This is a genomic window from Shewanella sp. OMA3-2, from assembly GCF_021513195.1.
Classification (GTDB): domain Bacteria; phylum Pseudomonadota; class Gammaproteobacteria; order Enterobacterales; family Shewanellaceae; genus Shewanella.
In genome coordinates this window covers 1,148,748-1,174,124 of the sequence record NZ_CP090974.1, presented here as the reverse complement: position 1 = coordinate 1,174,124, position 25,377 = coordinate 1,148,748, and the positions used below count along the sequence as shown (strand labels likewise).

The 25,377-nt window shown below is 42.3% G+C and carries 23 protein-coding genes and 1 other RNA gene; 8 read left to right on the top strand and 16 right to left on the bottom strand.

What is annotated here, in order from left to right:
• Window positions 1-66 precede the first annotated feature (66 nt).
• Window positions 67-990 (bottom strand): citrulline utilization hydrolase CtlX, encoded by a 924-nt coding sequence (gene ctlX / locus L0B17_RS05220; RefSeq protein WP_235088117.1) that lies wholly within the window; start codon window positions 988-990, stop codon window positions 67-69.
• Window positions 990-2,066, bottom strand: coding sequence for an ornithine cyclodeaminase (locus L0B17_RS05215; RefSeq protein ID WP_235088114.1), 1,077 nt, complete (start codon window positions 2,064-2,066; stop codon window positions 990-992). The genes ctlX and L0B17_RS05215 overlap by 1 nt, the downstream gene beginning before the upstream one ends.
• A 179-nt stretch (window positions 2,067-2,245) precedes the next feature.
• Here L0B17_RS05215 and L0B17_RS05210 point away from each other — a divergent pair, with 179 nt between their 5' ends.
• The 3 genes from L0B17_RS05210 to L0B17_RS05200 all read left to right on the top strand — a co-directional run bounded on the left by L0B17_RS05210 (window position 2,246) and on the right by L0B17_RS05200 (window position 6,064).
• Window positions 2,246-2,689: an Lrp/AsnC family transcriptional regulator gene (locus tag L0B17_RS05210; protein WP_235088112.1), complete on the top strand. Its 444-nt coding sequence runs from the start codon at window positions 2,246-2,248 to the stop codon at window positions 2,687-2,689.
• Between the two features lie 548 nt (window positions 2,690-3,237).
• Window positions 3,238-5,133, top strand: a complete 1,896-nt coding sequence (locus L0B17_RS05205) for a P-loop NTPase fold protein (protein WP_235088110.1) — start codon at window positions 3,238-3,240, stop codon at window positions 5,131-5,133.
• 238 nt (window positions 5,134-5,371) lie between these two features.
• Entirely contained in the window at window positions 5,372-6,064 is a 693-nt protein-coding gene (locus tag L0B17_RS05200) for a transposase (RefSeq protein WP_235088108.1), read from the top strand.
• A 124-nt stretch (window positions 6,065-6,188) separates the two neighbouring features.
• Here the strand turns inward: L0B17_RS05200 and L0B17_RS05195 are convergent, their stop codons facing one another.
• Window positions 6,189-7,661, bottom strand: coding sequence for a peptide MFS transporter (locus tag L0B17_RS05195; protein WP_235088106.1), 1,473 nt, complete (start codon window positions 7,659-7,661; stop codon window positions 6,189-6,191).
• Between the two features lie 326 nt (window positions 7,662-7,987).
• Here L0B17_RS05195 and L0B17_RS05190 point away from each other — a divergent pair, with 326 nt between their 5' ends.
• Entirely contained in the window at window positions 7,988-8,602 is a 615-nt protein-coding gene (locus L0B17_RS05190; protein WP_235088104.1) for a hypothetical protein, read from the top strand.
• Window positions 8,575-9,135, top strand: a complete 561-nt coding sequence (locus L0B17_RS05185; protein WP_235088102.1) for a hypothetical protein — start codon at window positions 8,575-8,577, stop codon at window positions 9,133-9,135. Before L0B17_RS05190 ends, L0B17_RS05185 begins: the two co-directional genes overlap by 28 nt.
• A 78-nt stretch (window positions 9,136-9,213) precedes the next feature.
• Here the strand turns inward: L0B17_RS05185 and L0B17_RS05180 are convergent, their stop codons facing one another.
• The 8 genes from L0B17_RS05180 to L0B17_RS05145 all read right to left on the bottom strand — a co-directional run bounded on the left by L0B17_RS05180 (window position 9,214) and on the right by L0B17_RS05145 (window position 18,990).
• Window positions 9,214-9,810, bottom strand: coding sequence for a mobile mystery protein B (locus L0B17_RS05180; protein WP_235088100.1), 597 nt, complete (start codon window positions 9,808-9,810; stop codon window positions 9,214-9,216).
• A gap of 2 nt (window positions 9,811-9,812) precedes the next feature.
• Window positions 9,813-10,343 carry a mobile mystery protein A gene (locus L0B17_RS05175; protein WP_235088098.1) on the bottom strand — a complete coding sequence of 177 codons (531 nt, stop codon included), beginning with the start codon at window positions 10,341-10,343 and terminating at the stop codon, window positions 9,813-9,815.
• Window positions 10,344-10,873: 530 nt separating this feature from the next.
• Window positions 10,874-13,762, bottom strand: coding sequence for an aminomethyl-transferring glycine dehydrogenase (gene gcvP, locus L0B17_RS05170; RefSeq protein WP_235088096.1), 2,889 nt, complete (start codon window positions 13,760-13,762; stop codon window positions 10,874-10,876).
• Window positions 13,763-13,961: 199 nt separating this feature from the next.
• Window positions 13,962-14,351: a glycine cleavage system protein GcvH gene (gcvH, locus tag L0B17_RS05165; RefSeq protein ID WP_235088094.1), complete on the bottom strand. Its 390-nt coding sequence runs from the start codon at window positions 14,349-14,351 to the stop codon at window positions 13,962-13,964.
• Window positions 14,352-14,418: 67 nt separating this feature from the next.
• Window positions 14,419-15,513 (bottom strand): glycine cleavage system aminomethyltransferase GcvT, encoded by a 1,095-nt coding sequence (gene gcvT, locus L0B17_RS05160; protein ID WP_235088092.1) that lies wholly within the window; start codon window positions 15,511-15,513, stop codon window positions 14,419-14,421.
• A gap of 231 nt (window positions 15,514-15,744) precedes the next feature.
• Window positions 15,745-16,968 carry an FAD-dependent oxidoreductase gene (locus L0B17_RS05155; RefSeq protein WP_235088090.1) on the bottom strand — a complete coding sequence of 408 codons (1,224 nt, stop codon included), beginning with the start codon at window positions 16,966-16,968 and terminating at the stop codon, window positions 15,745-15,747.
• 71 nt (window positions 16,969-17,039) lie between these two features.
• Entirely contained in the window at window positions 17,040-18,323 is a 1,284-nt protein-coding gene (gene ubiH / locus L0B17_RS05150; protein ID WP_235088089.1) for a 2-octaprenyl-6-methoxyphenyl hydroxylase, read from the bottom strand.
• Window positions 18,324-18,414: 91 nt separating this feature from the next.
• The gene (locus L0B17_RS05145) at window positions 18,415-18,990 is read right to left on the bottom strand and encodes a UPF0149 family protein (protein ID WP_235088087.1); all 576 of its coding nucleotides are present in this window, start codon (window positions 18,988-18,990) and stop codon (window positions 18,415-18,417) included.
• Window positions 18,991-19,206: 216 nt separating this feature from the next.
• Between L0B17_RS05145 and L0B17_RS05140 the strand changes: the two genes are divergently transcribed.
• From L0B17_RS05140 to L0B17_RS05130, 3 genes are all read left to right on the top strand, one after another.
• Window positions 19,207-19,515 (top strand): cell division protein ZapA, encoded by a 309-nt coding sequence (locus tag L0B17_RS05140; protein WP_235088085.1) that lies wholly within the window; start codon window positions 19,207-19,209, stop codon window positions 19,513-19,515.
• A gap of 42 nt (window positions 19,516-19,557) precedes the next feature.
• A non-coding RNA gene (gene ssrS / locus L0B17_RS05135) (6S RNA) lies at window positions 19,558-19,740 on the top strand.
• Window positions 19,741-19,748: 8 nt separating this feature from the next.
• Window positions 19,749-20,555 carry a 5-formyltetrahydrofolate cyclo-ligase gene (locus L0B17_RS05130; protein ID WP_235088084.1) on the top strand — a complete coding sequence of 269 codons (807 nt, stop codon included), beginning with the start codon at window positions 19,749-19,751 and terminating at the stop codon, window positions 20,553-20,555.
• A 130-nt stretch (window positions 20,556-20,685) separates the two neighbouring features.
• Here the strand turns inward: L0B17_RS05130 and L0B17_RS05125 are convergent, their stop codons facing one another.
• The 5 genes from L0B17_RS05125 to L0B17_RS05105 all read right to left on the bottom strand — a co-directional run bounded on the left by L0B17_RS05125 (window position 20,686) and on the right by L0B17_RS05105 (window position 25,322).
• Window positions 20,686-22,008 (bottom strand): O-acetylhomoserine aminocarboxypropyltransferase/cysteine synthase family protein, encoded by a 1,323-nt coding sequence (locus L0B17_RS05125; RefSeq protein ID WP_235088082.1) that lies wholly within the window; start codon window positions 22,006-22,008, stop codon window positions 20,686-20,688.
• 111 nt (window positions 22,009-22,119) lie between these two features.
• Window positions 22,120-22,851: a dihydromonapterin reductase gene (gene folM, locus L0B17_RS05120; RefSeq protein ID WP_235088080.1), complete on the bottom strand. Its 732-nt coding sequence runs from the start codon at window positions 22,849-22,851 to the stop codon at window positions 22,120-22,122.
• A gap of 205 nt (window positions 22,852-23,056) precedes the next feature.
• A complete protein-coding gene (locus L0B17_RS05115) occupies window positions 23,057-23,359 on the bottom strand; it encodes an AzlD domain-containing protein (protein ID WP_235088079.1) in 303 nt (100 codons plus the stop codon).
• Entirely contained in the window at window positions 23,359-24,222 is an 864-nt protein-coding gene (locus tag L0B17_RS05110; protein ID WP_235088077.1) for an AzlC family ABC transporter permease, read from the bottom strand. Before L0B17_RS05110 ends, L0B17_RS05115 begins: the two co-directional genes overlap by 1 nt.
• A 149-nt stretch (window positions 24,223-24,371) precedes the next feature.
• Window positions 24,372-25,322 (bottom strand): ion transporter, encoded by a 951-nt coding sequence (locus L0B17_RS05105; protein WP_443019923.1) that lies wholly within the window; start codon window positions 25,320-25,322, stop codon window positions 24,372-24,374.
• Between the last annotated feature and the right edge of the window lie 55 nt (window positions 25,323-25,377).

The window sequence follows — 25,377 nt, the reverse complement described above, 5'->3', positions numbered from 1 at the left end:
TTAATTTTATATTCAGTGTTATATTATTTTTAATAAATTAAGGCTTATTGCTGCAGATTGAAAGCGTTATCTTTTCGATAAATGGATCCCTGCAAGCATACAACGTACAGAACCGCCTGCCAGTTCGATAGCCGATACATCTAATGGCAGCAGAGTCACACTCTGGCTTAATAACCCAATTTGCTCATCGGTTAACGCATCATAGGCACATTTGGATAACGCCAAAATACGCCCAGCCTTAGATTGCAGTTCAAGCGCATTGCCACAAAAGTGTCTAATTTGGCTTTCTGTTAGCTCGATAATACTGCGGCCACTGTCTTGGAAACGCCGAATAATTTGTTGGCGCCAGGCGCTATCTTTTATCATCCCAAAACCCGCCATTACAAAATCACTGCCAATACACATCAACACATTGGTGTGATAAATCGCCACGCCAGCTTCATCTTCTGCGTCAAACACCATAGGTTCAAAATTGAATTGGGTGCAAAAACGTTCTAACACCAATGAGTCAGTGCGTTTTGACCTTACCGCATAAGCAACACGCTCAACGTGGTCTAACACCATAGCGCCCGTGCCTTCAAGAAAGATGTTGTCGTATTCTAAACCTGAATAATCAATCACATCTTGCACCCGATATTGTGCCTTGAGCATATCAATAATGTCGGTACGACGTTCTTTACGGCGATTTTTGGCGTACATAGGGTAAATGGCTACATGGCCGCCCAAATGAGTTGAAAACCAGTTATTGGGAAATACTGAATCAGGCGTTTGAGTCCCAAGGTCTTCAAATACATGCACGTTAATACCCGCATCTTGCAGTTGCTGTTGTGCCAGGCTGACTTGATCATAAGCTTGTTTGGCAAGTAGCGCTTGGTCTTGGCTAAAATGCTGACTTTGATAACTGTTATCTGACAAGGTTTCCGGGTTTGGGCTGAAATAATGAGGACGGATCATCACCACTGCCGATGGCGCTTGTGGATTAATAGCCATTATGCACCTACTGCTAAACGAGTAACTTGCACTGATTGATGTAATAAACCAAATAAATCCCGTGGGTTTTGTTGGTTAGTTAATAATTCCAGTTGTTGCGGGGTCGATTGTTGTTGCAGTAAATCATGGACGTAACGCAGTGCAGAGAAGTCTTCGATAGCAAAACCGACACCATCAAAAATGGTCAGTTGTTCTGCATAGCTACGGCCTTTACGATCGCCGCGAATCACTTTATACATTTCGGTTACTGCAAATGAGTCGTTTAATTGCTGTATATCACCTTCAATGCGGGTTTGCGGTTCGTACTCAACAAAGACATCGGCGCGCAGTAACAGGTCTGCTGCTAATTCGGTTTTACCAGGGCAGTCGCCGCCGATGGCATTAATGTGTACCCCATCTAATACCATATCGCTGGTTAAAATAGTGGCATTACGCTTATCAGCGGTGCAAGTGGTAATAATCTCAGCGCCTTTGACGACCTCTTCAGCGCTGTCACATAAGATAAGCTCAATGTCTTCAGAGGCTAAGTTTTGTTGGCATTTTTGCATCGCTGCTCGGTCAATGTCGTAAATTCTGAACTGAGTAATGCCTAACACCACGTTAAATGCCATTATTTGAAATTCTGATTGCGCGCCACAACCAATCATCGCCATGGTTTTGGCGTTTTGTGGCGCAAGGTATTTGGCCATCATCGCTGAGGTAGCAGCAGTGCGCAGTGCCGTTAAAATGGTCATTTCAGATAACATCACTGGATAACCACTGGCAACATCAGCTAACACCCCAAAAGCGGTTACCGTTTGTAGACCAATATGAGTATTTTTAGGGTGGCCATTGACGTATTTAAAACTAAATTGTTGTTGATCACTTGTCGGCATTAATTCAATCACCCCATCGGCTGAATGACTGGCAAAGCGTGGTGATTTATCAAATAGCTCCCAACGCAAATAATCTTGCTCAATGTAAGCACTTAGCCCCAATAAAAAAGCGTCAGTGCCGACCTGTTTAAGTAAATCTAACATGGCGGTGACACTAACAAAGGCAACATTGTTCGGCTTATTATCTATGGCGCAGCTCATCCTATTAATCCCTCTTAAATGCGATAACCAAACTCATTAGTTGGCGGTGATTAATCATAGCGATGGCATCAGCCAAACAAAATGTCAATTCTTTACAAAATTTGTACTAATATTTGTCATATTGCTAAGCTTTATTGTATAAACTGCTAATTCAATCTGAATTTAAGGCCTTCAATCATATGCAAGCTTCTGCCCACCCTTATTTGTACGATGCCTTGGATAAGCAACTTATTGCCATTTTGCGTAAAGATGGCAGAGCATCCATATCAAAATTGGCGCAAGTATTACACGTGTCTCGTGGCACAGTGCAAAATAGACTCGACCGACTCGTCAGCAGCGGCGCCATTTTGGGCTTTACTATCCGCGCCCACGAGCAATTAGAATCTAATCTGGTTCGCGCCATTATGTTAATAGAGGTTGTCGGGCGCTCGACCACCCAAGTAATCAATAAGCTCAGGGGCATACCACAGCTTGAAAAACTGCACACCACTAATGGCGCTTGGGATTTAGTCGCCGATATTCGCGCAACCAGTTTAGAAGAGTTTGATAAAGTGCTAAGAGAAGTACGCAGCATTGAAGGGGTGCTTAACAGCGAAACCAGCATTTTATTAAGCACGGTTTAATCGCTACAACAAACTTGTATCAAGGTTTAATGCATCAATAGCGGATAACCAAGAGGCATGTTGATAAAACGCCAAGCCGTTACTGATTACACTTTAATACTAGGGTATTTATTCTTTGCTGGTTGCGGCCCCTTAGGGCAGCGTTTGTTGGCCATGTTTACTGCGTTATCGACGTTTTATCTAGCATAGCGACACCACAAAGTCTCAGCCTTGAAAGATCAGCAGGCCCTAGTGACCCTTCTATAAATGACATTTGCCGTATTATCCTCATAACTCGTACAATTATTGATTGAATAACCGCTTAATAATCGGTTATTGTCTAGACACACAAGGAATGCAGGCTCGAAAGCAGTCAAAGCAACACAAGTGATCAAATCAAAATCAGGGATGAAACCATAGCCACCGCTATCGTTTATACAAAGCCACAGCACAACGCTTAACGCCCTCCCCCCTTTGTCTTTTTGATGTATTTCTAATAAATTTTTGAGAAATTGAGTAAATTTTAAAGTGACTCTGATCTATTTTATTGACTTCAAGGAGGAAAGCCCATGACAGACCTAAATCAAAATGCACGAGATTTAATTGAATATTATTGTTCGATGGAAGTTGCGCCAGAGTATGCATTACTAGTCAAAGGTTTTTGGGGATGCGGCAAGTCACATCTAGTCGACGAGGTTATTAGTAAAATGAAATGCGCTAATAGTGACCTCAAGTTTCTTCGTGTCAGCCTTTATGGCATTGGGGATATAACAGATATTGAAGCAAAGTTTTTTGAGCAGTTAAACCCTATTATATCTAGTAAAAAAATGATTTTCGCTGGCCAAATTGCAAAAGGCATTTTAAAGGGAGCGTTAAAAATTGACTTGGATGGCGACGGGAAGACTGATGTCTCAGCCAATCTTAGTGTTCCAGAAATTAATTTAGCTAAATATTTAACGGATACAAAACATTGCATTTTGGTTTTTGATGATCTTGAACGATGCTCAATGGATATTCAAGTTATCCTAGGTTATATCAATTACTTTGTAGAGAAGGATGGCTATAAAGTTGTACTCATTGCGGATGAGTCGAAACTCATAGAACTTTCGAATTCAGACTCCCAGTCTCAGATAAAATATCAAAAAATAAAAGAAAAGCTTATTGGTAAAACAATAGAAGTCAAAGCCGATGTAGAAGGCGTATTTGACCATTTTGTAACAAATTTGATATCACCCGCTAACCTAGAAACACTTGCGAAGTATAAAGCCATTATAATTAGTACTTTTACTCATTCTGGATATAACAACTTAAGATCATTAAGAAAATGCTTTTTAGATTTAGAATTATGGTTCAGCAAATTAGACGCTGACATTAAGGATAAAGAAGAGCTAATGGAACATTTTCTTGCTTTATTTATCGCCGTTTCAATGGAAGTTCATGCCGGAAGTTTACCTGCTGATAAAGTGGGTGAATTTTTCAATTATGATTACATATGGGATGATAACTCGGATGGGGAGACCAATACTGAATCGGATAATAAGAAAAAAATAAAAGATAAGTATCAGATTAATTTTTCTGATTCAATTATTGATATAAGTGTTTGGCAAGGTTTTTTTGAAAGTAACAGTACCGATTTGACAAAAATAAATGCTGGATTTAGAGCTTCTAGATTCTATGCTCTTGAACAAGCACCTAATTGGAAAAAGTTATGGTACTTCTACAACCTAGATGATAATGAGTTTACTAGGCTACAAGGTTTGGTCGTCAATGAATTTAATAACAGAGAATATAATAACCTATGCGAATTAAAACATGTTGCAGGTATGCTTTTGCTGCAATCACAACATGAATTATTGAATAAAACGCCCGATGATATTGTTAACGATGTGAATGATTATCTAAAAGATTTGGATAAAGAAAGCTCTGTTGAAACCGGTGATGAACTACTAGAAGAATTAAATGAATTTGGTTCATACCAAGGTTTAAGTTATACCTGCGAACGGCACCCTGACTTTCAGTTAATATCAAACATGATTAATGATTATGCTATAAATGTGAATAAAAAGATAACGCAAGCAGAATCAGTTAAGTTAATTCAAGTTATGAATTCAGATCCCAAAGAGTTTTTGTCTTATTTTGAGTGGTCTGACAGCAAAAAACACTACAAAAATAAACCAATATTACAATTTATAAATGCAAATGAATTTCTTAATGCTTTTTTAAATTTACCAAATAAAACTAAACATCAGTTTATTGCCGTAATCAAAGACCGTCTAAATCGAATTCTCCGTGCTGATGATGAGCTATACCCTGAATTTGAATGGTTTAAATTGTTTAAAAAACAACTAGAAGCTCATCTAACGACTGCTTCAAAATCAATATCTACCATAATACTTGGACATGTAATTAAGCAAATATCTGAAAGTGTTGATTTTACTGAAAAACAACTTGCACGCGACAGATAAAGCTAATCCTATATGTTTTTTAATGGATGCTCACAAAGCTAAGAAATAAGAATAAGTGGAAGAGTTGCAGATAGAAGAGAGTTTTAGAGATGTTAAAACAGGGTTAAAAATGAATGATAGTAATAAGTGGGAATAAGTGAGTGGGAATAAGTGGGGTCAGAATAAGTGGGGTCAGAGTAAACTTAAATTTCTCAACTATACTCTCTAGTTCAAGTCACTTTGAACAGGGAAGTTGCACATGCCAAGATCCCCAAGAATTTGCCCCATCGGTATTCCTCAACACGTTATTCAACGAGGTAATAATCGCCACGTTTGCTTCACGTCTGAACAAGACTTTAAAGCCTATGCTGGATGGCTAAAAGAGTATTCACGTAAATTTCATGTTGAAATTCACGCGTGGGTATTTATGACAAATCATGTTCATTTGCTTTGTACTCCTCAAAAAGCCAATGCTGTTAGCCTTATGATGCAATCACTTGGTAGACAATATGTCAGATATTTTAATTACACATACAAACGTACCGGAACACTTTGGGAAGGTCGTTTCAAATCTTGTTTAGTGCAAACCGAAGAATACTTAATCCAACTATATCGTTATATTGAACTCAACCCAGTAAGAGCGAATATAGTTAATGACCCTGCCGAATATGTCTGGTCGAGCTATCAAATCAACGCCCTAGGTAAAGCCTCTCAGCTTTGTACTCCACATCAAGTTTACCTTTCAATAAGCAACGACCCTCAAGCAAGGCATTCATCTTATCGAGCCCTATTTCAACATCAATTAGATGCAAAAATGATTAACGATATTCGTCAAGCAACCAATAAAGGCTTGGTAATCGGCAGCGACACATTTAAAGACCAAATAGAAAAACTAACGGGGAAAAGTATGCATCCAAAGAAAATGGGACGCCCTTTTAAGCTAATTGAATAAAGTTTACTCTGACCCCACTTATGAAGACGCTACAATCGTTAATCAAGGATCCACAAGCATGCTATTAAATTCGTGGGGATCCCTCAGACTCTGACCCCACTTAAATCCACTCATTTACCCACGATCAATCACTCACAAGTTCTCTAACTTTCGCATTTACTTTTACATACTTCTCCAAGGGCGAGATTAACAAGTAAATCACGCCAGCAATTACCGACACACTCGCTACAATAGTGAATAACTCTTGCATCGGTAATGTGCCAATTTGCCCTGCTGCCAGCCCTGCAATTAAGTTACCCAGCGATGCGCCCATAAACCAAATGCCCATCATTTGACTGACTAAATGCTTGGGCGATAACTGCGATACCGCGCTTAAACCAATAGGGCTTAAACACAGCTCACCAATAGTATGCAAATAGTAGGTCACCACTAACCACATAGGGCTGACTCCCGCTGAATTGGCATCGCTAAAACTTGCGCCCCATGCGAGTACAAAAAAGCCTGAACCAAGCAGTAATAAACCCAGACTAAACTTGACTAATATCGACGGATTTTTATGCCCTAACCACAACCACAGTCCACCCATTATCGGCGCCATGATAATAATAAACAGGGCGTTAACTGACTGCAGCCAGCTGGCTGGCATTTGCCAATTGAATATTGAAAGGTCGGTATATTGCTTAGCAAACAGGTTCATTGAAGAGCCCGCTTGCTCAAACCCAGAATTAAAAATGGCGTAACCAATAAATAATAAAAAGATAAGGCCGATGCTTTTTTTCTGTGCGGTTATTAATTTGCCAAACACTAACGCATAAACAAAAAAACCAATCGCCATAGCGACAATAATCACTCCCGTGACACTGGCCACTGCGCTTAGGCTGAGATTAATTATTCCAGTACTTGCGGCAACGGTAACGCCTACAATCAAGCTTATGATGGTAAGCGATATTTTAACAAACAGGCTGCTATCTTTTGCGAGTTGTTGTGGGTTGGTGGGCTTAAACGTGCCAGCATCGCCAAGTTCACTCATCTTAAATCTATATTGGATCAGTCCGCATACCATACCAATGCCAGCTGCGCCAAAACCTAGGTGCCAGTCGATGTTTTCACCTAACATGCCGCAGACTAACGGGCCTAAAAATGCACCTAAGTTTATCCCCATGTAAAAAATGGAAAAGCCAGCATCGCGTTTTGAAGAATCGTTGTGATACAACTGGCCAACAATCGCGCTGACATTGGGTTTTAATAATCCGGTGCCGATAATGATTAAACCTAGTCCAGTAAAAAAGCCAATCTTGCCGGCAATCGCCATCGAGAAATGACCTAACGCAATGAATACGCCGCCGTAAAATACCGCTTTTTGCTGGCCGATTAAACGGTCTGCAATCCAACCGCCAGGCAAGGCCAATAAATAAACCAACGCGGTATATAAACCATAAATAGCGGCGCTATCTTCGGTACTCATACCAAAGCCACCTTGCTCTGCGCTGGCGACCATAAACAACAGCAATAATCCACGCATGCCGTAGAAGCTAAATCGCTCCCACATTTCGATAAAAAATAAGGTTGATAGCCCGCGAGGGTGTGATTTAAACATTAAGCTCTCCTGCTAACTGTGCAAATAGAATGCGAATAGAATCAAATCGAATCCAAATCGACTGTGAATAGAATCCAAATCGATGGGTTGCAATTATGTTAAGAGAGCGGCCGATGATGACCAACTGAGCTAAAGCTAACGGATGGGAAAAATAGTTTTGCAAGTTTTACAAGTGACTTTAAATAAGCTTTACAGCTTGATTTACGTTGGTTTTTTAGCTTTATAGACGTTATGCTCAAGCATAAGTATTTTTATCGCTAGCTGGTGTAATCGAACAATATACAAGCGTCTTTACATTAACAAGGTAACTTAATTCAGTGATCCCTATGCCAAATTTAACCGCAATAACCTTTGCCTATCCGCATTGGTATTTAATCTCTCAACTTTGTGTTTGTGGCATGGCGAGTTTAATTTTTTGGATAACCTATAAATACCCGACTCCAGATATAGAACCACACGACGCCCCACGGCGGGAAAAAGGGCTATTGTTTGTTGCCCTAGCAAGTCTAACCTGGGCAATTTGGCCTGCACTGGCGTTAATGTTTGACGATGTGAATGTGATGCGACTTTATACATCAACATTAAACAGCGTGTTTTTATTACTGACAGCGGCCTTTTTTGAATATGGCCCCAGACGCTTACGATTATTTCAACTGCATGAACGTTGGGTGTGGATGGTGATTTGTGGCGGTTTGGTGGTCGCTTCTATTACCTCCAATATTGAGAATCGCTATTGGAAATACATCCTGGATGTAATTTTATCTAGCCTAACCTTAAGTATTTTAGGTTGGGTAATTTGCGTGACCTTTTATCAACGCATCAGCAAACAAGCCGCATTAATTGCTGGCTCTATTATTTTGTATGCATTATTTGCACAAATGTTAGAAATAACCCATCTGTTTACCGACGCACAGTGGCACCCCCTAGCGAAACGCGGTTAATTATTAGTTTAACCTCCAAAATATTGCTATTAATGGTGTTGCTGTTGGTCGCTATCAGTTGGCTGCAAGAACAATGGCTCGCGCAAGTGAAAGAGAACAGCTTGGCGAAATTGCCAGAAAATCAGATTAATATTCATGTTACTGGAAAACGCGATCCTGACAATCAACGTCGTTGGTTGGTGAGTGTGCAGCAAAACGCATCAGCAGAAAATGAGCCTGTCATGCACAGTTTAACCAGCGTACCGCATTTATTATTCATTCAGTTTGCCCTCAGAAAACAGCTAAGTGATCAAATTGATGGCGGTATGATGAACACGGTTGAAGACAGTTTTTACCATGCAGATCTGAATAAAATACATAAAATGCTTGGCTTGAATGTGCCGACGTTATTTAAAAACTTCGGCCGTAATGGCTGTTATGCGATCCGCAACAACATCAGTGTGACCTTAAATGAACAGGAATTAGTTAAAGATGCGGATGTTTTAGGCTTAATGAAAAAAGAACAGCACAAATTAGCCGCAGTGACTCAATAACTGGGTGTGTAGCGGTAACTGAACATCAGGCAGAGACACTTGTTTAGACTGACAAGATAAAGGTTATTATCGTTTAAGCTAGTTGCCAAGGCTCTCTAGGTATTTAACGAACGGAGCAAAATTACCTTTGTCTGCCTCCTTAAGGCTAGTGATATAAGCTTTGCGCTCTTCGCTCACTTTTTCTAGGTTGCCCTCTGCCCAGTTAAGCGGCGGTTTTTTTAGTAGAACTATGCGAACAACATCGGTAAATATACGAGAATGCCTGCCGTTACCATTTGCGAAAGGGTGGATCTCAACAAGCTTGTGCTGTATACGAGCGCTGAGCTCTAAATGTGAGAAATGTTTGAACTTTACCCAGCACTTGGCATCTTCTAGAAAGTTATGGAGCTTGGGCCTGATTTGAAAGGGATCGCAGCCAATACTCAACTCTTTGTTCCAGGTGGTTCCAGCCCAAGCCCACACATCACCAAATAGGTTCTTATGAAGTGCAAAAACGAACTCAGTTGAAAAAATAGCATCCAGCGTTAAGCCAGAGATACCACTAACCCATTGCTGGCCTGCTAGTATATTAGATTGTTCAAGTTCGTTAAGTTGCTCTCTTGTTGTTACGTGTGGGTGTTTCAACCCTTCCATATCATCTGGATCAAGTGGTGTCGCACCTTCTGGTTCATTCATAATCAAAATACTTTGTCTTCCTTATTTTTACCCCATAGCTTGCGCCCACCGGCACGCATAATGTCTTCGGCTAGCTCACTTATTAAAATATTTTCTTTCTCTTTGCTTACTGACTGCGCCTCTAGAAACATATTTTTAGAGGCTTTCTTTACTTCTATTTCTGCAAGCTTAAGTGCACGATCTTGCATTGTGTCAATAACAGCCTTTTTAGGTTTTAGAGTGTATGAGAAATCACAGTCTAGAACTTCAGCTAGTTGCTTTAACTGATTTAGCGTTATGTCACCATCAGCCTCGCGCCTTTCAAGCACCGAAACTCTATTTCTTGTCATGCCTGCTCTATCTGCTAGCTGCGCACCTGACATATCAAGCGCCTTTCTTACTGTTCTAATCCAGCCCTCTTTAGGTGTTGAGGGTAATAGCGTTCCCTTAACTGCATCAACCAGTTCTCTGTACTGTCTTAAAACCGTTTTCTTAACAGGTTGTTGCTTGTGCGGATTGCTTTGAAAAGAGTACATAGTAATCTCACTTTCCATTGTTAATACCTTAGCGTAATCCAAATTGGATACACTTTCAACTAAATACATCCAACTTAGGTTACATAAAACAACAAACAGTATCTAAATATTAATACAATATATTGTTTATTGCACCCTAAAACAGATACAAAATATCACTTAATCGCGGCCTTTTTGTGGTAACGCAGCATCAATACCAATCCGCATTAATAAGTGACCACTCAGAATGCGTCCAGCGTTTTTTGATTAAGGCGTCGCTATGTCGTAATGGTTGTTCCCTTTCAAATAGCGAGAACGCAGAGAAAAAGCCTAAGCAGCCAAATAGCGTAACCGCTAGCAACAAAAAAGCGACCCGAAGGTCGCTTTTTTTAAGCTTTAGATTCCGGCTCAGAAGCATTACCGAAATGACGTTTGGCCCACTACCACCATAATTGCGTCGCTGGCGAAGTTAATGCAAGGTAAATTGAAAGCTTTCGCGCGGAGTTGACGGCTGTCAATGAGCACGAAAGCTGAAAATTTAACGAAGCAGTAGCAAGACTGAGCAGCAATTATTCGTAGTCAGATAATGGTGCACAACTACACATCAAATTACGATCCCCATAAACATCATCAATACGGTTTACCGTTGGCCAGAATTTATTGGCTTTAACTGATGCTGTTGGGAACACGGCCACTTCGCGGCTGTACGGACGTGAGTCAAACTCGCTGTCCATAATGTCTGCCATTGTGTGTGGTGCGTTATGTAATGGGTTGTTGTCTACTGGCCACTCGCCTGCTTCTACTTGAGCGATTTCACCGCGAATAGAGATCATGGCTTCAACAAAACGATCTAATTCAACTTTAGATTCAGATTCTGTTGGCTCAATCATTAACGTACCCGCTACTGGGAAGCTCATGGTTGGTGAATGGAAGCCGTAGTCGTTTAGACGTTTAGCGATGTCCATTTCAGTCACGCCTGAGGTTTCTTTTAGTGGGCGTAAATCAATAATACATTCGTGTGCTACGCGGTCATTACGACCAGTGAACAATACTGGGTAATGTGGTGCAAGCTTCTTCATTACGTAGTTAGCATTCAGTAGCGCTGTTTGGGTTGATTGCTTAATACCCTTAGTGCCTAGTAACTTAATGTACATCCAGCTGATAGGTAGAATACTTGCACTGCCGTATGGCGCTGCTGATACTGCGCCGTTATGGTCACTTACACGACCTGGCTTAATCACAACGTGACCTGCTACAAATGGCGCAAGGTGAGCTTTAACACCAATTGGGCCCATACCTGGACCACCACCGCCGTGCGGAATAGCAAAGGTTTTGTGTAGGTTTAAATGTGATACGTCAGCACCAATAAAGCCTGGTGATGTTAAGCCAACCTGGGCGTTCATATTGGCGCCATCTAGGTAAACTTGGCCACCAAACTCGTGCACTATGTCACACACTTCACGAATTGATTCTTCATACACACCATGGGTAGATGGGTAAGTGATCATGATGCACGACAGGCTGTCGGCTAACTCTGATGCTTTAGCACGTAAGTCTGCTAAATCAACGTTACCTTCTTTGTCACACGCGGTTACCACTACTTTCATGCCAGCAAGTTGTGCTGATGCTGGGTTAGTGCCGTGCGCTGACTGAGGAATTAAACAGATATCACGGTGCCCGTCACCGCGAGACTCATGGTATTTTTTAATCGCTAATAGGCCAGCGTACTCGCCCTGTGCACCTGAGTTAGGTTGAATACACACTTCATCGTAACCGGTTATTTTAACTAGGTACTCAGATAATTCATTGATTAGCTTAGTGTAACCCTGTGCTTGATCAAGTGGGCAGAATGGGTGCATGTTCGCAAATTCAGGCCAGCTTACCGGTAACATCTCTACTGCTGCGTTGAGCTTCATAGTACATGAACCTAACGAGATCATTGAGTGGTTTAGGGCTAAATCTTTGTTTTCTAAACGCTTAATATAACGCATCATTTCCGTTTCGCTTTGGTAGCGATTAAACGTTGGATGGGTCAAAATGGCGTCTTGACGTACTAACGCTTCAGGAATTGATTGGCTACCGTTTGCCACAATTTGCGCATCTAATGCGGCAACATCTAAGCCGTGGCCTGCGCCTAAAATTACGTCAAATAATGCGCTAACATCTTTACGTACGGTCGTTTCATCTAAGCTGACACCAAACACGCCGTCGGCGTCGATACGCAAGTTAATGCTTGCGGCAATGGCGCGGGCATTAATGGCAGCAACATCGGCGCCTTTAACACTGATGGTATCAAACCAAGTGTTATTCACTAGGCTTAAGCCTTTAGCTTGTAAGCCGGCTGCAAGAATATCAGCAAAACGGTTAATGCGTGACGCAATGGTTTTTAAACCTTGTGGGCCGTGGAATACCGCATAAAACGATGCCATGTTGGCTAATAAGATTTGGGCGGTACAAATGTTCGAGTTGGCTTTTTCGCGGCGAATATGTTGCTCGCGCGTTTGCATTGCCATACGCAGTGCAGGGTTACCACGGGTGTCTTTAGACACACCAATAATACGACCTGGCATTGAACGTTTGTGCTCGTCACGGGCAACGAAGAATGCTGCGTGTGGTCCGCCGTATCCCATTGGTACACCAAAACGTTGAGCACTACCAAATACTACGTCTGCGCCCATTGAACCTGGTGACTTTAATAACACTAAAGACATGATGTCAGTTGCAACGGTAACGATGACTTTGTTGTCACGTAATGTGGCAAACAATTCTGAATAATCGCTAATTTGGCCATGGCGGTTGGTGTATTGGAATAACGCGCCAAATAGCTCGTAATTTACCGCTTCCGCTGCTGGGCCAACGACAACTTCAAAACCGAAACATTCAGCACGGGTTTTAACGACGTCTAATGTTTGTGGAAATACATCATCAGCTACGAAGAAAATGTTGGCTTTTTTCGCTTTAGACACACGTTTGGCTAATGCCATAGCTTCTGCTGCTGCTGTGGCTTCATCAAGTAATGATGCTGAAGCTAAATCAAGACCGGTTAAGTCCATCGACACTTGCTGGAAGTTAAGAATAGCTTCTAAACGACCCTGGGCGATTTCTGGCTGGTAAGGCGTGTACGCTGTGTACCAACCTGGATTTTCAAACACGTTACGCAAAATAACATTAGGCACTTGCACACCGTAGTAACCCATACCGATATAGTTTTTAAATACTTTGTTTTGATCGGCAATATCACGGATGTAGCTAATACCTTCAGCTTCGCCACAAGAATCACCTATGGTGAGGTCTTGCGGTAAACGAATTTTTCCCAGCACAGTTTGTGCGGTTAAGTCTTCTAAAGACTCAGCGCCGACAAAGTTCAACATTTCTTGTTGTTGAGCTGCACTAGGACCAATGTGACGAGTTAAAAATAATTCGTGCTGTTCTAATTGTGTAAGAGTTTGCTTGGTCATGGTTAACCTTGTTCCCAAAATGCCAGTTGTGAGCTGTAGGGCACAGTAACTGGGTATGTGTAAAGTAGTGGTATGTGTAACAACAGTCTAATACGCCGCTATCATCAAAAAAGGCTCATTTTGGCTGACATTATTGACGCGGCATTTAGCAACACAAAACAAAGAAGCTCCCGAGGGAGCTTCTCAGTATCGACAAGATTTACTCTTGGTCGATAACTTCTTGATAGCCTTCAGCATCTAATAAGCCGTCAACTTCTGACGCGTCAGATGGCATTACGCGGAAAAACCAACCTTCGCCAAATGCATCACCGTTAACTAATTCTGGTGAATCTTCTAATGATTCATTCACAGCAATCACTTCACCTGAAATAGGAGCATAGATGTCTGATGCAGCTTTAACAGATTCTGCTACTGCACAATCTTCACCTGCAGTTACTGTGTCGCCCACTTCTGGTAATTCTACGAATACCATGTCACCTAAAAGCTCTTGAGCATGTTCAGTAATACCTACTGTGTAGCTACCATCGGTTTCTAGACGGATCCACTCGTGTGAAGAGGCGTATTTCAAATCTGCTGGAATGTTGCTCATTGTTATTATCCTTTATCTGATATTTTTGTGCTTAATCAATAAATTTTTGTAGTACAAAACCATAAACTTAGAATGCTTGCTTACCATTGCGTACAAAGCTTGGTGCGATGACTTTTACCGCAACACGTTTTTTACGCATTTCCACTTCTGCTGTAGCACCAATACCATTCGGTACACGTGCCAAGGCAATAGAATAGCCTAAAGTTGGCGAGAAAGTCCCGCTGGTGATAGCACCTTGATGCTCTACACCGTTTTCGTCGGTAAAAAACACTGCCATATCATGGCGTAAAACACCTTTTTCTTCCATCACTAGTCCGACTAATTTGTCAGTACCAGCGGCTTTTAATGCCGTTAATGCTTCACGGCCAATAAAGTCACGATCACTTGGCTCCCATGCTATGGTCCAGCCCATATTAGCCGCTAATGGATTAATGCTTTCGTCCATATCTAAACCGTATAGGTTCATACCAGCTTCTAAGCGTAAAGTGTCACGCGCGCCTAAACCACATGGACGTACTTCAACGTCTAACAAGGCTTGCCATAGGGCTTCAGCTTCGTCTTCAGGCACAATAATTTCATAACCTGCTTCGCCGGTATAACCTGTGGTTGCAATAAATAAGCTGCCTGATTGCACGCCAAAGAATGGCTTCATGCCTTCAACTGCGGCATTTTGCTCAGCATTAAATACTTTGGCGGCTTTCGCTTTCGCGTTAGGACCTTGAACCGCGATCATTGCAAGCTCTGGACGCTCGGTAATGGTGACGTCAAATGCAGCGGCTTGTTTGTTGATCCAGGCTAAATCTTTTACCCGTGTGGCTGAGTTAACCACCACGCGGTAATGGGTATCGGTAAGGTAGTAAGTGATTAAATCGTCTATGATGCCTGCGTTCTCGTCTAGCATACCGCAATATAAAGCTTTGCCCGCGACTTGAAGTTTAGCAACATCGTTAGCTAATAATTTACGTAAAAATGCACAAGCGTCTGCGCCTGTTACATCAACCACTGTCATGTGTGACACGTCGAACATGCCTGCATCTTGACGAACAGCATGATGCTCTTCTATTTGTGAACCATAGTTGATTGGCATTTCCCAGCCGTAGAAATCGACCATCTTGGCTTTTGATGCTAAATGCTTGTTGAAGAGTACCGTTTTGCTAGCCATTATTATCCCTTATTGTGGGTAGTGCCATGTTATAAACATGACCTAGGTATTTGCTAAAATTCGGACAAAATTATACTCGGCAGAGTGACATTGTATACCAGAAAATTTTCTAATCCGACTTACTACTCATTAGTTTAGCTAATGTGAAAGCTGTAATAAATTTACAGCCTGTTTAGATTCAAAACATCAATTGTGCTGTACGGCCTGATATATAAGCGATTTTAAAGATTATCAGGATGAAATCGATTCGCGACACAGTTTAGGTAATGTCATCTTGTTGCCCATGGCCTGTCTGATGAACACTGTTTTTAGCCCAGCAACATTATCAACCAGTGATAATCCAATGTCGCGGATGGCTTTTTTAAGCGGATTGCGTCCGGCAAACAGCCTTTTAAACCCTTCCATAGTCGCGATCATCTCCATAGCATCGGCTTTGCGCCAGCGTTCTAATGCGCGCAAATGGCGATAATCACCAATATCTTTGCCTTGCTCATGCAGTTCAGCCACGGTTTGAATAATACTGGCGGCATCTAAAAAGCCTAGATTAACCCCTTGTCCGGCTAGTGGATGAATAGTGTGGGCAGCATCTCCTGCTAACACTAAACGGTGGCGAGCAAAATGACGGGCATAGCGCATTCTTAACGGAAACGCATGGCGTTCGCTTACCACTTCACACACTCCTAAACGACTGTCTAATGCGGCGGTAAGGGCTTTACCAAAGGTGTTGTCATCTGCTGCCAACAATTGCTCTGCGTGCTGCGGCGATGTTGACCATACAATTGAGCATAAATTGTCATCATATAACGGCAGCATAGCTAATGGGCCGTCGGGTAAAAAGGCTTGGCGCGCGGTAGCGTCATGGCTAAGTTCAGTGCGAACGGTAGCCACAATAGCGTGGTGGCCGTAGTCCCAAAATGTCAGTGGTATTTGGCATTGCTGACGCACCCAAGAGTTAGCGCCGTCGGCACCAATAACCAGTGCTGCTGACATGTTGTCGCCATTTTCAAGGGTTAACCAGGCTTCGCGCTCACCAAAGGCAATGCGTTGCAGTTTTTGTTGTTCAATATGGGTGATGTTACTGAGTTCACTGACGCGTTTTGCTAAGGCAAAACTTATGGCATCGTTTTCAATAATAGCGCCTAGGTGATTTTCGCTGATCGCGTGGGCATCAAATTCTATTTTGCCCATGCCATCTTTGTCCCACACCTGCATTTTTTGATACGGGCTGACTCGGCTATGGTCAAGGTACTGCCATGCGCCTAAATTAGTTAATAATTGTTGACTGGCTTTGTTAATCGCACTGACGCGTAGCTTAGGTTCACCACTGGGGGCTTGTGTGCTGCTAGCATCAATTACCACCACATTTAAATTCGCCTCAGCTAATCCAATTGCGGTGGCTAGGCCGACCATACCGCCGCCAACTATGGCTACATCAAAGGTTTGGGTGGTATACATAGCAGTGTCCTTTTAAAGCGTCAGTGATAAAAATCGAACGGGTATTGTGTCTAAATGTAGCGCTAAAGTGCTTAACGCCACCCCATAGCAATTTGGGCTACAGGACGTTTTAACGGCGGCAGCCAAGATAATAATCGCAACCCAATTGAGCGACCTGCCACTAAGGGCCAGTATTGGTTAGAAAAACCTCGCACTAAAAATTCAATATTACCTAGCGTGCTGTCACGATCGCTTTGGCGAGAGGCTAAATATTGATGCAAAATAGCACTGCTTCCCACATCAATTACGTCACTGGTACTTACTTCAGCGGCTCGGTTTTCATCTGTAATCTGTTGATCATTTAGCGCCGACTCAATCACTTTGATCAACCCCACTACGTCACGTAAGCCTAAATTAAACCCCTGCCCCGCTATTGGGTGCAGTGTTTGCGCCGCATTACCAATAAATACGCAGCGATGAAATATCGGCCGTGCCATCGTGGTTAGTGTAAGTGGATAAGTGACTCGTTTACCCACTTGGGTAAAACGCCCAGCTCTATTACCAAAAGCTTGTTGTAATTGTTGTAAAAAATCAGCTTCATCTGTTTGGGCCAAGTGCTGCGCCTGCGCTGGGGATACTGCCCACACAAGCGATAATCTGGCGCTGTTTTTAGTCAGCATACCGTTGACATTACCCATAGGCAGCAAGGCTAATGGGCCTGTTTCGGTAAAGCGTTCATAGGCACGGTGTTGATGTGGTTTGTCAGTTTGAATATTGGCGACAATGGCGCTTTGGTTAAAGTCGATGCTGTCAGCGCCTTGATTAAGTTGCTGACGCACCACTGAGTTAGCGCCGTCTGCGGCCACCAGCAATTTCGCGCTTAGTCTGCTGCCATCGTCTAGGGTTAAATAATGGCCGTCAAGATCGGTGGTTAATTGGCTGAGTTTTGCCGGACAAAATAAGCTGATATTGGCGTGTTGAAGCTGCTCAAATAACACTTTACCGACTTGGGCTAGTTCAACCACTTGGCCTAATGCGCTTAACCCTAATGGTTTGGCATTAAGTTCTGTCATACCAAAATGACCACGATCTGAGATATGAATATCAGCAATGGCGGTGCCTAAATGGCTTAGCTTGGGCCAAATACCTAAACGTTCAAGTTCAAAAATAGATCCATGGGCAATAGCAATAGAGCGAGCATCAAACCCTGGGTGACTGTCGTCGGCTTGATGCGCCTCAATAAGAGCAATTGATAAGGCGTGTGTTCGGCCTTTATTTAGCTTAGCTAACCCTAAGGCTAATGTGGCACCCGCCATGGCGCCGCCAACAATCACGATATCAAATGGCTGTATTACTGCTGTGGATGCTGAACTCATATATCAACTCACTGGCTACTGGTTAAATCGCCCAATCTATTGATTAAAATACACTGCTTAAAAACACCAAAGACCGAAATGGGATTAAATATTAGTGCACCTTTTGGGTTTCGTCTGTGTTGTCCATTGATGGTTCTGGACCAAACTCGGCGTAGCATAAAATGGCTGCCATACGCACAAACTCTTGCAGCTCGACATATGCCGTTTCTGACTCTTCATCTTCGCCTACATCAAATTCAACCTGAGCAATCTCGGCTAAATCTTTAATCACTTCTTTAACGTCTGCTGATGCTTGATTCAATTTAGGCTGAATAATGGCAATGCCGGTTAAAAAGCTTTGGGTCCATAACGACAAGGCTTCAACTCGATGTGATAGCGATACCTCTTCTTCTGGCAGCAACAAGGTAAAGCCAAAATCAAAATCAACTAAACGGGCAACCGTGTCCTGATAAAGATCGTTTACTAGCTGCAGTAAACTGGGCTCTAGCGGTTTACCGTCATTCATTAAATCAATTAACGGTCCTACCCATGCATGGTTGTCTTGATCAACACCACCACAAATTAATCCAACTAATGCACCATGTACTTCAACAGGATGCTGGCCAATTTCGGCGTCGTCGAGGGCTTTTTTGAGGTTGTCGATACATAATGAAGGTGGGATTGCCATGGTGCTTTCCTAATGGGCGATAACTTTCCCAATGCTAGCAGAGTTCGCTATTTGCGCCAAATACTTGCAGCCATGATGTGAGATAAAAGCCAGATTTGCTCAGACATGCAGCAAATAGTTAAAAAGGCACGCGCTTGCCTTGCGCTTTGATAGGCACACCTATATAGTTCGGCTTTAACAATATAAGCTTTTATTAAAGGATCTCGTCGCGACATTATGAGTACTAGTGCAGTTGAAATAACCCTTCTAGGGCGCACCTACTCTATCGCATGTCCAAAAGGACGCGAGGATACCTTACGCTCGGTGGCTAGAGAAGTTGAAACACAACTGACCAACCTTAAAACCCGTACCAATAACTTAAGTCGCGAAGAATTAGCCATTATGGCCGCGCTGAATATTGGTAATGAGCTATTTGAAGAAAAGCAAAAAAATAGACAATATATGGCGCAAATGGACGAGCGTATTTCTTTGTTACAATCAACACTTGAACATTCGTTGATTGAAAGAAGCCACAAGGACGACTAAAATAAGTTTCAGATAGTTGCTTTAGCAATTATCGATCTGTTTTGCTCCCTGGGATACGCGTGTGTGGGTAATGTCCCTGTGCCGATATTTACAAACCCAGGGTGAATGCTTTCATTGACATTGTGCATGCTCGGCTCGTATCGAGAAGCCTTAGGATATGAACATTTACCCGCCTTGAACCTACGGTTCAAGGGCTTACACCTACTACGGTATCTTGGGGAGCATCCTAATTTATGAGCATTACTCGCTACATGAACACTGCTGAATCACCTGCAGAGTCAGAGCCCGCTAAAACCACTTACTTTTCATCAGTAAACAAACACTTAGACAGCGCTAACCAAGCATTATCTGCTGTTGATTCACATAATCAACATTTACATATTGATAATTTAGCCCATCAAGATTCTGGCTTTGAACTCAGCAACCAAGAGCGATATGCATTGTTTGATAGTCAGGGCATGAGCCGTGACTTTATTCGTCGCCACATTCGTCAAGAGCGCAAAAGCTTTACTGTTGCAGAACAACACCAATTAGCCTTAATTGCTAGCCGTCATATGTTGGCTGAAATTCAGCAGCGTAATGCGCAGCACGTGGCGCTGTACTTTAGCCATGATGGCGAGTTAGCCACAGAAAAGTTAATTGAAGCATTATGGCATATTGGGGTAAAAACCTATTTACCCTTAATACACCCTTTCAGTCCGGGTCATTTATTATTTTGTCATTATCATCGCGACTCTGTGTTGATTAAAAATAAATTTGGTATTTCAGAGCCCAAACTTAACGTACAAGAGATTATTCCCACCCCAAAACTAGACATGATTGTTACCCCATTAGTGGCCTTTGATGCCAGTTGTAATCGCATGGGTATGGGCGGTGGGTACTACGACAGAACCTTAAAAAATAGCGTGAACAATAAACCTCTGGCGGTTGGATTTGCCCATGATTGTCAACAGGTTAGCCATTTACCAATTGAGTGCTGGGATATTCCACTGCCGTTAGTGATTACCCCAACAAGACGTTTAGCCAAAGCAGGTATTTAGTGATTAAGCAGACTTAGTTTTATAAGCCACTTGCTAACAAAAAATCCCCATCACATACCAATGTGATGGGGATTTTTGTTTGAGCTAGCGTTGGCTTTTAACGCTTAATGGTATTGCAGTTAACAGCGCATTAGCTTGAAGCTTTATCCAGTGCCTGGCTCACATCAGCAATAATGTCGTCGATATGTTCAATACCGACTGAAATTCTAACGAGATCCTCTGATACACCCGCTTTAGCAAGTTCAGCGGCATCGAGTTGTCTGTGGGTGGTACTGGCTGGATGACAGGCTAATGACTTAGCATCGCCAATATTCACTAAACGTAACACCATTTGCAGGGCATCGATAAACTTCCCACCCGCCACTTTGCCCGCTTCGGCGTTATCCGCTTTAATACCAAAACTGACAATTCCTGACGCTTTGCCACCCGTAATTTTTTGGCAACGCTCAAATTGTGGACTATTAGGTAGCGCAGCATAGTTAACCCAACTTACTTGTGGGTGATTATCTAAAAACTCAGCTAAAGCTAACGCGTTACTGCAGTGACGCTCCATCCGTAAACTTAAGGTCTCTAACCCTTGCAGTAACAAGAATGCACTTTGTGGTGACAATGCAGCACCAGTATTGCGCAGCGGCACTACGCGACAACGGCCAATAAAGGCTGCTGGGCCAAATGCCTGGGTATACACCACGCCGTGATAAGACGGATCGGGCTCATTGAGTAATCCAAAACGCGCTTTATTCGCCACCCAGTCAAATTTACCTGAATCAATAATCACCCCACCAATAGTGGTTCCGTGACCACCTATGTATTTGGTTAGTGAGTGAATAACAATGTCAGCACCATGGTCGAATGCACGGCATAACACAGGTGTGGCGACGGTATTATCAACAATGAGCGGCACACCATGTTTGTGGGCAATGTCAGCTAATCGCTGTAAGTCGACCACGTTACCAGCCGGATTACCAATGGATTCACAAAATAGCGCTTTGGTTTTACCATCAATTAACGCATCAAGTCCGGCATAATCATCATAGGCTGCCATACGCACTTCCACGCCTTGGCGCGGCAATGTATGGGCAAATAAATTATAGGTGCCACCGTATAACTGGCTAGTACTAACAATGTTATCGCCTACCTGGGTTAACGCCTGTATAGCATAAGTAATTGCCGCCATACCAGATGCAACCGCTAATGCGGCAATGCCACCTTCAATAGCAGCCATGCGCTGTTCAAGCACATCGGTAGTCGGATTCATTATACGAGTGTAAATATTACCAGCGACTTTTAAATCAAATAAGTCTGCGCCATGCTGGGTATCATCGAAGGTGTATGACGTGGTTTGGTAAATTGGCACAGCAGCTGCCTTGGTGGTCGCTTCTGACTTATAGCCATGGTGTAACGCAAGCGATTCAAGCTTTAACTTTGCCGTGAACTGAGTATCTGCTGACATAGACCTTCCTTGTAATGATGGTTAGTGTGAAATATTGACTAATATCCACACTAACAAATAGCCATCCAGAAGTCTAAATGTTTTTTATGTCTTTATCCTAATCTAGGTTGACTAAACTAGATGCCTGCCACCATCAACCGCATAACTGCGACCGGTAACATAATGGCTTGATTGCAGGTATTCTACTAGCGCGATAATTTCACTGTTGCCAGCTTCTTTGGGTAAAACGGCTTTAGCTAACGCCTTCACTTTATAGGCGTCATCATCACTATCATTAAATAAAATCATTGCGGGTGCGATAGAATTTACTTTAACGTGCGGCGCTAATTTTGCGGCAAATGATAACGTTAAGTTGTGCAGTGCCGCTTTACTAGCAGCATAAGCAATGTGTTTTTTACTGCCCTTTTCGGCAACATAATCAGTGATATGAATAATATTACTGGCACCAATTGACTCATGGTTTAACTGTGCTGTTGCGGTCAATAAATCCGCTAGCGCTAAGTTGATTTCGTAAGGCGCATTCACGTGCACTTGCATCATACGATTAATGGTTTCACTGGCACTTAAGCCGCTGTTATCGGGTAGCCAATCTGAGGCATTATGGATAATGCAATCTAACCGAGTAGAGGCATTAACTTGAACTTGCTCAATTAAATGCGCAATTGAAGCTGTGTCAGTTAAATCACATTGAACAAGCGTTGCCCCTAACTTACGTAACTGTTCTATGCTGTCATAGTGGCTACGATAAGTGCCAATAACATAATCTCCACGGGCTAAAAAGTGCTTTGCTAACGCATAACCAATTCGCTTGCCCACGCCTGTAATTAATACCGTTTTATTCATAACATCCTCTTTATTAACTACTATAGCGTTTTGGATATTCAAAAGCCGACTAGATTTAATGTTTTGTATAACGTCCTATGTAAAGGCTGATTTATGCTCAGTTTATACTCTGAAATGATAGCCTTGGGTAAAATAACATGGGTTAGATTACCCTATACAAAATACAAATAGATGACAGTTATTACGCTTAAAGTGACCGTTCGGTTTAATAAATAATAAAAAATAACCCCATACTCACAATAGTGGTTAATAAAGTATTTTTAGTCAGCCATGCCAGTAATGTTGCAACGATGGCGCAAATAAGATAAGGATTAGAGACTGAAATATCGAGTTGATTTTGTGGCGCAAACACAATAGGCGCAAAAATAGCAGTTAGAACTGCCGGAGCTGAATAGCTTAAAAAAGTCAGTGTTTTCTGGTTTAAGCGTATAGGTACTTTAGGCTCTAATAAAACATGACGACTGGCAAACACAATGATCGCCATCAATATAATGGTTAACCAAATCATTAGCGCACCTCCTTGTTTGAAATCTGCTTACTTGCCTTATCTGACTGAAGATTATTAGGCGCTGAATCGTTGGTTTCAGTATGGTTTAGCGGTTCTTGATCAAGTTGATATTCACTTGACTGGCTACTTTGTGGCTGTAATTCACCAGTTAATCTAGCATAACTGTAACCAACAGCCATGCCAGACAATGATGCGATTAATAATCCAGATTGTAATCCCAACACCGCACATACTACCGCTAACACTAATGACACCAGCACACAAATTAACACCGAAGGCTTAGTGACTGTAGGCACCACAATGGCAATAAATGTCGCAGCAATAGCAAAGTCGAGCCCTAACTCGCCAAGGTTATCAATATTTTTCCTGGCGATAATGCCGATAAACGTGGCAATATTCCACCCAAGATAAAAAGTAAAACCGCCACCAAGGGCATACCAGGGGTCGAACTTGTGCTGTTGACCATGATTGGCAATTGCAAATAATTCATCGGTTAATAAAAAACCTAATGACAGTCGCCACTTCAACGATAACGGACTAATACGATTGCGCATTGCCATGGCGTATAACACGTGACGTGAAGTGATCAGCAAGGTGGTAATAAGAATGCCGCTTAAACCGACTCCGGCTTTTATCATTCCTAACGCCACTAACTGAGCGCTACCAGCAAAAATGATCGCTGACATGGCTTGGCTTTGTAAACCTGTTAGCCCAACTTCAAGTGCAAATGATCCCGCTAATATGCCCCATGGAATAACCGCTATGGTTAATGGCATAACGGCTAACGCTCCTAACCAATAGGATTTAGCCCAGCTAGATGAGGCACTTTTAGAAGACAATACGTTCGGCGTCGACACTCGCATACCTTATGCTGATAAATAAATAGATAAGTTAGATTAACCTGAAGCCATAAAAAAAGCCCTTGAAAACTTTTAAGGGCTTTGTTTTTAATATCAACAGTTTTCATGCAGCTAGACGCTGCCAATATATAGGGTTAATACATTAACGAAACTTACTTCGCTGCAATATTGTCGCCACTATGAGTTGAACCAGATGCTTGCTGCTGAACCACCAACGCGGTGAGCTGATCTATTTTATCATGTAATTTTTGCATATCCTCTACACTCGCGTACGGCCTATCTTGGACCATGCTATGTGCAAGTTCAGTTGTTTGATGACCCGTTTTATAGCTGGCAGCAGCACTGCTCTTCATATCATCATCAATATGCTCATCAAGTGCTCGCTGTGCCTTTAGCTCATTCATCAGGCGACTTTCTTCTGCCATCACATCTAATATAGTTCCCACCATCATATTCAAAAAAGTGAAGGTAGTTAAAAAGATAAAGCTTAAATAAAACATCCAACTTAATGGATAAACAGCCATGGTTTCATACATAATTGACGTCCATGACTCGAACGTGGAAATACGAAACAAGGTCAACATAGCAATAGACACATCGCCCCACAAAAACTCATTAACGTGAGCAAAAAACATGCTGCCCACAGCGCCATAAATATAGAAAATGACAAACATTAATAACACTATATATCCCATCCGCGGGATCGCTTTAAGTAAGGCATTAATTAACATTCGCAGCTCTGGTACCATAGACACTAAACGCAGAACCCGAAATATCCTTAATAATCGAGCCAGTAAAACGGTTGAGCCGCCCGATGGAATTAAGCTGCCGATCACGATAATGGTGTCAAAAATATTCCACCCTTTTGAACAGAAGCTCTTAGCGCCATCACTGGCGATATAACGAATAATCAATTCAAACAAGAAAAACACTGTGATCACAATATCTAACACCCATAAACTTTTATCTAACCATTGGGGTAAATGATAGGTATGGGCGCCAATAGAGAGTGCTGAAACCACAATCACAAAAATCACAAAGCCTTGAAAAGTCTTACTGCGATCAATGATTTTCAGTTTATTTTGTATGGCGGTAACAGACATAAAAATGAGCGCTCCAGCAAGCATAAGTACAACAGATAAAATGTTGCAGGAGACT